The sequence below is a fragment of the Bacillus sp. F9_6S_D1_P_5 genome, from assembly GCF_054823925.1.
This window is the reverse complement of the sequence record NZ_JBTREW010000024.1, coordinates 62,256-71,784: the sequence shown is the minus strand read 5'-3', so window position 1 is coordinate 71,784 and position 9,529 is coordinate 62,256. Positions and strand designations below refer to the sequence as shown.

Annotated in this window: 7 protein-coding genes, 9 tRNA genes and 1 rRNA gene; all 17 read left to right on the top strand. The window is 39.0% G+C overall.

Annotated elements, in window-relative coordinates; translation table 11 throughout:
- Positions 1-95 (top strand): 5S ribosomal RNA (gene rrf / locus ACUXEY_RS23570); the annotation flags it as partial.
- A gap of 9 nt (positions 96-104) precedes the next feature.
- Positions 105-179, top strand: a tRNA-Asn gene (locus ACUXEY_RS23565).
- Positions 180-183: 4 nt separating this feature from the next.
- Positions 184-256, top strand: a tRNA-Thr gene (locus tag ACUXEY_RS23560).
- Positions 257-278: 22 nt separating this feature from the next.
- Positions 279-353: transfer RNA gene (locus ACUXEY_RS23555), tRNA-Glu, on the top strand.
- 5 nt (positions 354-358) lie between these two features.
- Positions 359-434: transfer RNA gene (locus tag ACUXEY_RS23550), tRNA-Val, on the top strand.
- A 17-nt stretch (positions 435-451) separates the two neighbouring features.
- Positions 452-535 (top strand) — tRNA-Tyr (locus ACUXEY_RS23545).
- 65 nt (positions 536-600) lie between these two features.
- Positions 601-675 (top strand) — tRNA-Gln (locus tag ACUXEY_RS23540).
- 5 nt (positions 676-680) lie between these two features.
- Positions 681-756 (top strand) — tRNA-Lys (locus ACUXEY_RS23535).
- A 5-nt stretch (positions 757-761) separates the two neighbouring features.
- A tRNA-Gly gene (locus tag ACUXEY_RS23530) sits at positions 762-833 on the top strand.
- A 10-nt stretch (positions 834-843) separates the two neighbouring features.
- A tRNA-Ala gene (locus tag ACUXEY_RS23525) sits at positions 844-916 on the top strand.
- Positions 917-1,031: 115 nt separating this feature from the next.
- Positions 1,032-2,177 carry a glycerate kinase gene (locus ACUXEY_RS23520; RefSeq protein ID WP_461301727.1) on the top strand — a complete coding sequence of 382 codons (1,146 nt, stop codon included), beginning with the start codon at positions 1,032-1,034 and terminating at the stop codon, positions 2,175-2,177.
- A 209-nt stretch (positions 2,178-2,386) separates the two neighbouring features.
- Entirely contained in the window at positions 2,387-3,280 is an 894-nt protein-coding gene (gene rocF, locus ACUXEY_RS23515) for an arginase (RefSeq protein ID WP_000711567.1), read from the top strand.
- A gap of 248 nt (positions 3,281-3,528) precedes the next feature.
- Entirely contained in the window at positions 3,529-4,350 is an 822-nt protein-coding gene (cdaA, locus tag ACUXEY_RS23510) for a diadenylate cyclase CdaA (protein ID WP_166705191.1), read from the top strand.
- Positions 4,343-5,824: a CdaR family protein gene (locus ACUXEY_RS23505; protein WP_461301726.1), complete on the top strand. Its 1,482-nt coding sequence runs from the start codon at positions 4,343-4,345 to the stop codon at positions 5,822-5,824. Before cdaA ends, ACUXEY_RS23505 begins: the two co-directional genes overlap by 8 nt.
- A complete protein-coding gene (gene glmM, locus ACUXEY_RS23500) occupies positions 5,817-7,163 on the top strand; it encodes a phosphoglucosamine mutase (protein WP_166705193.1) in 1,347 nt (448 codons plus the stop codon). The genes ACUXEY_RS23505 and glmM overlap by 8 nt, the downstream gene beginning before the upstream one ends.
- 286 nt (positions 7,164-7,449) lie before the next feature.
- Entirely contained in the window at positions 7,450-7,635 is a 186-nt protein-coding gene (locus tag ACUXEY_RS23495; RefSeq protein ID WP_001208183.1) for a hypothetical protein, read from the top strand.
- A 12-nt stretch (positions 7,636-7,647) separates the two neighbouring features.
- Complete coding sequence (gene glmS / locus ACUXEY_RS23490; RefSeq protein WP_098881420.1) at positions 7,648-9,450, top strand: glutamine--fructose-6-phosphate transaminase (isomerizing); 1,803 nt, start codon at positions 7,648-7,650, stop codon at positions 9,448-9,450.
- The last annotated feature ends 79 nt before the right edge of the window (positions 9,451-9,529 follow it).

Sequence of the window (9,529 nt, the reverse complement as noted above, 5' to 3'; positions counted from 1 at the left end):
GTCACACCCGTTCCCATACCGAACACGGAAGTTAAGCTCTCTAGCGCCGATGGTAGTTGGGACCTTGTCCCTGTGAGAGTAGGACGTTGCCAGGCTAATATTATTCCGCAGTAGCTCAGTGGTAGAGCTATCGGCTGTTAACCGATCGGTCGTAGGTTCGAGTCCTACCTGCGGAGCCATTATGCTTCCATAGCTCAGCTGGTAGAGCACTTCCATGGTAAGGAAGAGGTCACCGGTTCAAGCCCGGTTGGAAGCTTGGGAAGAGTTTTAAAATTTTTGGCCCGTTGGTCAAGTGGTTAAGACACCGCCCTTTCACGGCGGTAACACGGGTTCGAATCCCGTACGGGTCACCACTTTTGGAGGATTAGCTCAGCTGGGAGAGCACCTGCCTTACAAGCAGGGGGTCGGCGGTTCGATCCCGTCATCCTCCACCATATATATTTTAAATGTCGGAGGGGTAGCGAAGTGGCTAAACGCGGCGGACTGTAAATCCGCTCCTTCGGGTTCGGCAGTTCGAATCTGCCCCCCTCCACCATTTTCTTTAAAATAACCTGAGAGGGTTTATTTTTTTGAAAAGATAACCATACTAGTAAATATTAATGGGCTATAGCCAAGCGGTAAGGCAACGGACTTTGACTCCGTCATGCGCTGGTTCGAATCCAGCTAGCCCAGCCATTTACGAGCCATTAGCTCAGTTGGTAGAGCATCTGACTTTTAATCAGAGGGTCGAAGGTTCGAGTCCTTCATGGCTCACCATTTTCGCGGAAGTAGTTCAGTGGTAGAATACAACCTTGCCAAGGTTGGGGTCGCGGGTTCGAATCCCGTCTTCCGCTTAATTACTAAGGGGCCTTAGCTCAGCTGGGAGAGCGCCTGCCTTGCACGCAGGAGGTCAGCGGTTCGATCCCGCTAGGCTCCATCTAATAGAGAAGCTTACATCATATGATGTAAGCTTTTTTTGTGTTTGAAAAGACAACGTTCATACTTGTCGTTTAAAATGAAGAAAACGTAAAAGTAAAGGGTGGGGGATAATTGTGAAAGTTGTTATTGCATCTGATTCATATAAAGAAAGCTTAAAAGCTATAGAAGTATGTGAAGCTATAGAAAGAGGTTTTGGAGCAATCTTCCCTAAAGCAGAGTATGTAAAGATCCCGATTGGAGATGGAGGAGAAGGAACGGTGGATGCCCTTGTTGATGCTACAGGGGGGAGAATTATATCACTTCATGTGACAGGGCCGCTTAGAGAGAGCGTACAAGCCTTTTATGGTATGTCTAAAGATAAAAAGACAGCGTTTATTGAAATGGCAGCAGCATCGGGATTACAACATGTTCCGGTTAAAAAACGAAACCCACTTATTACAACGACGAAAGGAACAGGAGAACTTATACTAAATGCGCTAGACGAAGGAGCTGAGCACATTATTTTAGGACTTGGAGGAAGTGCTACAAATGATGGTGGAGCGGGTATGTTGTCAGCTTTAGGAGTCAGGTTTATGAATCAAGAAGGGGAAGTAATAGAGCCATCTGGAGGGACGTTGCATTCGATCGTCACTATTGATTTTTCGCAAATGGATTCACGTTTAGCGCATATAAAGATAGAAGCAGCATGTGATGTAGATAATCCGTTAGTTGGAATAAAAGGAGCATCTTTCGTATTTGGACGGCAAAAGGGTGCGGATGCAGAGATGATGAAAGAGCTGGATGAAAATTTAAAGCATTATGCGCATATTCTAAAACAATCCTTATCTTGTGACGTATGTAAAACACCTGGTGCAGGAGCTGCGGGAGGAATGGGAGCAGCTGTTATTGCAGTGTTAAAGGGAAACTTGCGGAGAGGAATTGAAATTGTATTAGATTATACAAATTTTGATCAGCATATAGAGGGCGCAGACTTAATTATAACTGGTGAAGGTAGAATAGATGAACAAACAGCATATGGAAAGGCACCTGTAGGTGTTGCGGAGCGTGCGAAGCATTTTCATATTCCTGTCATTGCTATTGGAGGATCTGTATCTCCGAATTATCAAGCTGTTCACGAAAAAGGAATCGATGCAGTATTTAGTATTACAGCGAGTCCTATCACGTTAGAAGAGGCATATAAAGTAGCAGAAGAGAATGTTGAAATGACAGCAAAGAATATTGCAGCAGTGTGGAAAATTGCATCAGAAAAACACTTCTAAATGTAGGAGTGTTTTTTATTATTATCTAATAATAATGATGGTAGTTGTTTCATTAAGTTAACTTTATACATAGAATAGTCTTAACATTTGGGTTTTAAAGCTTATATAAGTGAATAATTTGTATATCCATACAGAAAAATGTCGAGTTGAGTCAGACTATAAAAAAGATTTAAAATATTTAGTGAAGGCACAAAAGGGGGATACTATCTATGAAAAAAGAAATCTCAGTTATTGGAGTTCCAATGGATTTAGGACAGATGCGTCGCGGGGTAGATATGGGGCCAAGCGCAATCCGTTATGCAGGCGTAATTGAAAGAATTGAAGAAATTGGATATGACGTTAAAGATATGGGAGATATATGTATAGAGAGAGAAAAAGAAGTAGATGTAAATACAAGCTTAAGAAACCTTACACAAGTTGCAACTGTATGTAACGAATTAGCAAGTAAGGTAGATCATATTATAGAAGAAGGACGTTTTCCACTTGTATTAGGTGGCGACCATAGTATCGCTATTGGTACATTAGCTGGTGTTGCGAAACATTATAAAAATTTAGGTGTTATTTGGTATGATGCACATGGTGATTTAAATACAGAAGAAACTTCACCATCTGGAAATATTCATGGTATGTCACTTGCTGCAAGTTTAGGATATGGACATCCCGCGCTTGTAGATTTATACGGGGCATATCCAAAGGTGAAAAAAGAGAACGTTGTAATTATCGGTGCACGTGCATTAGATGAAGGAGAAAAAGACTTTATTCGCAATGAAGGCATTAAAGTATTCTCAATGCACGAGATTGATCGTATGGGTATGACGGCTGTTATGGAAGAAACAATCGCGTATTTATCTCATACTGATGGTGTGCATTTATCATTAGATTTAGATGGTCTTGATCCTCATGATGCACCAGGAGTTGGAACACCTGTAATTGGTGGTTTATCTTATCGTGAAAGCCATTTAGCAATGGAAATGTTAGCAGAAGCTGATATTGTTACATCTGCTGAGTTTGTTGAGGTAAATACGATTTTAGATGAGCGAAATAGAACGGCAACAACAGCGGTTGCTTTAATGGGTTCTTTGTTCGGTGAAAAACTAAAATAAATGTAAGAAAAGCAACTGAGAAGTTGCTTTTTTTATTTGAAAATAGGCGTATAATAATGATTTATATTATACTGTAAGATAAAAATGTTTGACATCTTACCAATTTGAGCTAAAGGGGGTTGTTTGTAATTGTCGTTTGTTTCATGTATGGTATAATTAACTAGTTGTTGGAAATACATACAGATAGAGCATAAAACAATATTTCAATATATGGATAGAATTGCTCGTAAGTAGGAGGAAGGGATAGCATGCCTTTTGAAGATACGGCCATTTTGAAATATCTTAGTACGGCATTAGATATTGCCATTGTATGGTTTATTATATATAAGCTAATTCTTATAATCCGAGGGACGAAAGCTGTTCAACTTTTAAAAGGGATTACAGTTATTATTGTCGTTAAGATGATTAGTATTTTCCTTGAATTGCATACGCTATCTTGGCTAACTGAACAAGTATTAACGTGGGGATTTTTAGCCGTTATTATTATCTTTCAGCCAGAATTGCGAAGAGCACTTGAGCAGCTAGGACGCGGGAGCTTATTTTCACGTACTGGAACCCATGAGGATGATGAGCCTGAAATGGTTGCAACAGCGATAGCAAAAGCAACGGAATATATGGGGAAACGTAGAATTGGTGCATTAATTACTTTGTCAAAAGAGACCGGTATGGGTGATTATGTGGAAACAGGTATTCCGCTAAATGCTAACGTATCATCGGAATTACTCATTAATATTTTCATTCCTAATACACCTCTTCACGATGGAGCGGTCATTATGCAAGGAAGTACCATTAAAGCAGCAGCGTGTTATCTTCCCTTATCGGAAAGTCCGTTTATCTCTAAGGAACTAGGAACTAGGCATCGCGCCGCAATGGGAGTTAGTGAAGTTACTGATAGCATTACAGTAGTTGTGTCGGAAGAAACTGGCCAAATTTCTTTAACGAAAAATGGTAAGTTGCATCGTGATTTGAAGACAGAACAATTGAAAGATATGTTGTTAGCTGAATTTAGTGCGAACGAAAAAACGACTTCTTCGTCTTTATGGAATTGGAGGAGAAAGCGTCATGGATAAGTTAATGGAGAATCATTGGTTTCTAAAAGGGATCTCATTACTATTGGCGTGTATGCTTTTTATGTCAGCGAATTTAACTGAAAAAAATACGACATCGGGGATAATACCTTTCGCAAATGATACGAAAGAAACATTAACGAATTATGCTATTAACGTTAAGTATGATGACGAGAAATATATTGTAAGTGGTATTCCGGCAGAGGGCGTCAAGGTGAAGTTAGAGGGCCCAAAAGCAGCAGTTGCTACAGCAAAGGCGAAAAAACAATTTGATATACCAGTTGATTTGAGAGATAGCGAAAAAGGGACGTATGAAGTTGCCTTAAAAACGAACGGGCTTCCAGATGATGTGAAAGGAACAGTTCAGCCATCAACAATTAAAATTACTCTTCATGAAAAAGCGAGAAAATATGTTCATGTAGATTTAAAATTATCAAATGAGGATCAAATGCCAGCGGGTGCTACTCTTGAAAAATCAAATATTAAACCTGATACGGTTGAGGTAGTTGGGACGAAAGAAGAAATTGAAAGTATTTCATCTGCTAAAGCGTATATTGATTTAAAAGGTGTTAATAAAACTGTTACGAAAACACCTGAAGTTACATTATACAATAAAGAAGGAAAACGTTTAAATGTAAGAACGAGTCCATCTAAAATTAGTGTAACGTTAAATGTGGCGACGCAAGCTACGGCCAATAATACGGAAAAAACTGTTCCTGTAACGTATACGAAAAAGGGGAGTTTACCAGAAGGATTGGCCGTTACAAATATTAGCGTTGACCCGCGAGAAGTAACGATAGCAGGTCCAAAAGATGTATTGGATAATATACAATCGATAGAGGGGGTCGAAGTAGATCTTAGTCAATTGACAGAGTCTACAACATTCGATACCTCTGTTTTATTGCCAAAGGGTGTAACAAGTGCAAAACCGAATCAAGTGAAGGTTTCAGTAGGCGTACAAAAAACAAAACAAACGAAAACAAGAACGATTGATGGTATATCGATTCAAAAAAATGGACTTTCTAAAGATGTTACGGCCCAGCTACTTTCGCCGCAAGATGGGAAGATAAGCGTTGATATTTCAGGAGAAACAAGTATAGTAGATAAAATAACAGCTGCTCAAATAACAGCAGCGATTAATCTGCAAAATGTATCTCCGGGAACAAAGGATGTTTCCATTCAAGTGAGCGGTCCTGGTAATATTTCAATAGAACCAAAGCAAAAAAGTGCTAAGGTCACAATTGTGAAGAAAGAAAATCCAGATAAAGAAGTACAGGGTAACGGTGAAAATCCAGATTCAAATCATAACCAAGATAATCAAACTGAAAAACCAAAAAATCCTGAACCTGAACCTAAGCCTGACCCGGAAAAGGAACAGGAACAAAATAAAGATCAAGAAAAAGAAAAAGAAACGAGTCAAGAGCCAACAGTAGATAATCAAAAAGAGCCAGAAAAAGGAGCGAATCATAATGGGTAAATATTTTGGTACAGATGGAGTACGCGGGGTTGCGAATCAGGAGTTAACACCTGAATTAGCGTTCAAAATTGGACGTTTTGGTGGTTATGTATTAACAAAAGATACAGATCGTCCAAAAGTAATTATTGGCCGTGATACACGTATATCAGGACATATGTTAGAAGGAGCTTTAGTAGCCGGTCTATTATCAACTGGAGCAGAAGTAATGCGCCTTGGTGTTATTTCTACACCAGGTGTTGCTTATTTAACGAAAGCTTTAGATGCACAAGCAGGTGTTATGATTTCTGCATCTCATAATCCAGTACAGGATAACGGAATCAAATTCTTCGGTTCAGACGGTTTTAAATTAACAGATGAGCAAGAAGCAGAAATCGAAGCTTTATTAGACAAAGAAGTTGATGAGTTACCACGTCCAACAGGTACTAACCTTGGACAAGTGAGTGATTATTTTGAAGGCGGACAAAAATATTTACAATACATTAAACAAACTGTAGAAGAAGATTTCTCTGGTTTACATATCGCTTTAGATTGTGCGCATGGTGCTACGTCTTCTTTAGCTCCATACTTATTTGCGGATTTAGAGGCTGATATTTCAACAATGGGAACTTCACCAAACGGTATGAACATTAACGATGGAGTAGGTTCTACACATCCAGAAGTATTAGCTAAATTAGTAAAAGAAAAAGGCGCTGATATCGGTCTTGCCTTTGATGGTGACGGTGACCGTTTAATCGCTGTAGATGAAAAAGGAAACATCGTTGATGGCGATCAAATTATGTTTATTTGTGCGAAGTACATGAAAGAAACTGGTCAACTGAAGCACAATACAGTTGTTTCAACGGTTATGAGTAACTTAGGTTTCTACAAAGCACTTGAAGCTAACGATATTACAAGTGATAAAACAGCAGTTGGTGATCGCTACGTAATGGAAGAGATGAAGCGTGGTGGATATAACCTGGGCGGAGAACAATCAGGTCACATTATCTTACTTGATTACATTACAACTGGTGATGGAATGTTAAGTGCACTTCAACTTGTAAACATCATGAAAATGACGAAAAAGCCATTATCTGAGCTTGCAGGTGAGATGACGAAATTCCCACAATTACTAGTAAATGTTCGTGTAACAGATAAAAAACTAGCGTTAGAAAATGAAAAAATTAAAGAAATTATTCGTGTTGTCGAGGAAGAAATGAACGGTGATGGCCGCATTCTTGTTCGTCCATCTGGAACAGAGCCACTTATTCGTGTAATGGCAGAAGCACCAACACAAGAAGTTTGTGACGCATATGTACATCGTATTGTAGAAGTTGTGAAAGCTGAAGTTGGCGCTGAATAATTCAATAAATTTATGAAAAAGGAGCACAAGAAGTGCTCCTTTTTCATATGTTTTATAGACGATGAAAAAAATTTCATTGACGGTTTATCCATGTTTGTTATAAGATGGTCTTGTTCTTTTTCTCAAAGGAAATATTGTAAATTATAGAAGCGCCAGAACTACAAGTAGTGTAGTTGACGAGGTGGGGTTTATCGAGATTTCGGCGGATGACTCCCGGTTGTTCATCACAACCGCAAGCTTTTACTTAAATCATTAAGGTGACTTAGTGGACAAAGGTGAAAGTGTGATGAGAGAAAAGGAACGGATACAAACTAGCTGTATAAGTATATACGGACTTAAACCCAATCGAGAGGAAGGTGAAAGCCGTTACAAGCTTACAGGGCTAGCAATATGTAATCCGTTTTTTAGTATAAATAAAAATGGTATCGGACTATGTCGTTACATGTTCGCAGAGCAGTGTAAGCATTTGTAACGGCGACTAAACATGTGTGGAATCGTAGGATTTATTGGAGAGCAAGATGCAAAGGAAATTTTATTAAAAGGTTTAGAAAAGCTAGAATATCGTGGATATGATTCAGCAGGTATTGCAGTACAAGCAGAGAACGGTGTTGTTGTATACAAAGAAAAAGGCCGTATTGCAAAACTTCGCGAAATCGTAGATGAGAACGTAGCAGCAAGCGTGGGAATCGGTCACACACGCTGGGCTACACATGGTGTTCCAAGCAAAGTAAACGCGCATCCGCATCAAAGTACATCAAAACGTTTTACACTAGTTCATAACGGTGTAATTGAGAACTATGAATTAGTGAAAAAGGAATATTTACAAGATGTAACGTTCGTAAGTGAAACGGATACAGAGATTATCGTACAGCTTATGGAACAACAAGTGAGCACAGGACTAAGTGTAGAAGAAGCGTTCCGTAATACGCTATCTCTTTTACATGGCTCTTATGCAATCGGATTACTTGATGCTGAAAATCCAAACATGATTTATGTTGCTAAAAACAAAAGCCCGCTATTAGTAGGTGTTGGTGACAACTTTAATGTTGTGGCGAGCGACGCTATGGCGATGTTACAAGTTACAGATCAATTTATTGAATTGATGGATAAAGAAATCGTAATTGTAACGAAAGAAAGTATTACAATTAAAAACTTACAAGGTGAAACGATTGAACGTGCACCGTTTACAGCGGAATTAGACGCAAGTGATATTGAAAAAGGAACATATCCTCATTTCATGCTTAAAGAAATCGATGAGCAACCACTTGTAATCCGTAATATAATTCAAAAGTATCAAGATGAAAATGGCGAAATTGAATTAGATCAAGACATTCGCAATGCAATTTTAGATAGCGATCGTATTTACATTATTGCATGTGGAACAAGTTATCATGCAGGTCTTGTTGGAAAACAATTTATCGAGAAGTTTGCAAAAATGCCAGTTGAAGTGCACGTAGCAAGTGAATTCTCTTATAACATGCCATTATTAACAGAAAGACCATTCTTCATTTACATTTCACAAAGTGGTGAAACAGCTGATAGCCGTGCAGTACTTGTACAAACGAATGAAATGGGTCATAAAGCATTAACGATTACAAACGTACCTGGTTCTACGCTTTCTCGTGAAGCTGATTATACACTTCCGTTATACGCGGGACCAGAAATCGCAGTTGCATCAACGAAAGCTTACACAGCACAGCTTGCAGTACTTTCAATTTTAGCAGCGGATATTGCTAAAGCGAAAGGTGAAGTTCTTGATTTCGATTTAACACACGAATTAGGACTTGTAGCAAATGCAATGATAGAACTTTGTGATCAAAAAGAAGAAATGGATGCACTAGCAAAACAATTTTTAGCAACAACGCGTAACTGTTTCTTCATCGGACGTAGCGTAGACTTCTACGTAGGATTAGAAGGTGCGTTAAAGCTAAAAGAAATCTCTTACATCCAAGCAGAAGGATTTGCTGGAGGAGAATTAAAACACGGTACAATCGCCTTAATCGAAAACGGTACACCAGTTATCGCACTTGCTACACAAGAGCACGTAAACCTTGGAATTCGTGGTAACGTGAAAGAAGTAGTAGCACGCGGAGCTAACCCATGTATCATCTCAATGAAAGGCTTAGAAATGGAAGGTGACAGCTTCGTATTACCAGCTGTACACGAAGCACTAGCACCACTAGTAGCAGTTATTCCATTACAACTTATCTCATACTACGCAGCACTTCACCGCGAGTGTGATGTTGATAAGCCACGTAACTTAGCTAAGTCTGTAACGGTTGAGTAGGAGATTAGTAGGTTAATAAAAATATAGTGTGGATTTGAAATAAAGTCGTGATGCTTCACCCTTTTAGATATGATTATCT

Coding starts and splice junctions, on each gene's coding strand:
- glmS (WP_098881420.1), top strand. CDS start 7,648: ATGTGTGGAATCGTAGGATTTATTGGAGAGCAAGATGCAAAGGAAATT.
- cdaA (WP_166705191.1), top strand. CDS start 3,529: ATGCCTTTTGAAGATACGGCCATTTTGAAATATCTTAGTACGGCATTA.
- glmM (WP_166705193.1), top strand. CDS start 5,817: ATGGGTAAATATTTTGGTACAGATGGAGTACGCGGGGTTGCGAATCAG.
- rocF (WP_000711567.1), top strand. CDS start 2,387: ATGAAAAAAGAAATCTCAGTTATTGGAGTTCCAATGGATTTAGGACAG.
- ACUXEY_RS23505 (WP_461301726.1), top strand. CDS start 4,343: ATGGATAAGTTAATGGAGAATCATTGGTTTCTAAAAGGGATCTCATTA.
- ACUXEY_RS23495 (WP_001208183.1), top strand. CDS start 7,450: ATGAGAGAAAAGGAACGGATACAAACTAGCTGTATAAGTATATACGGA.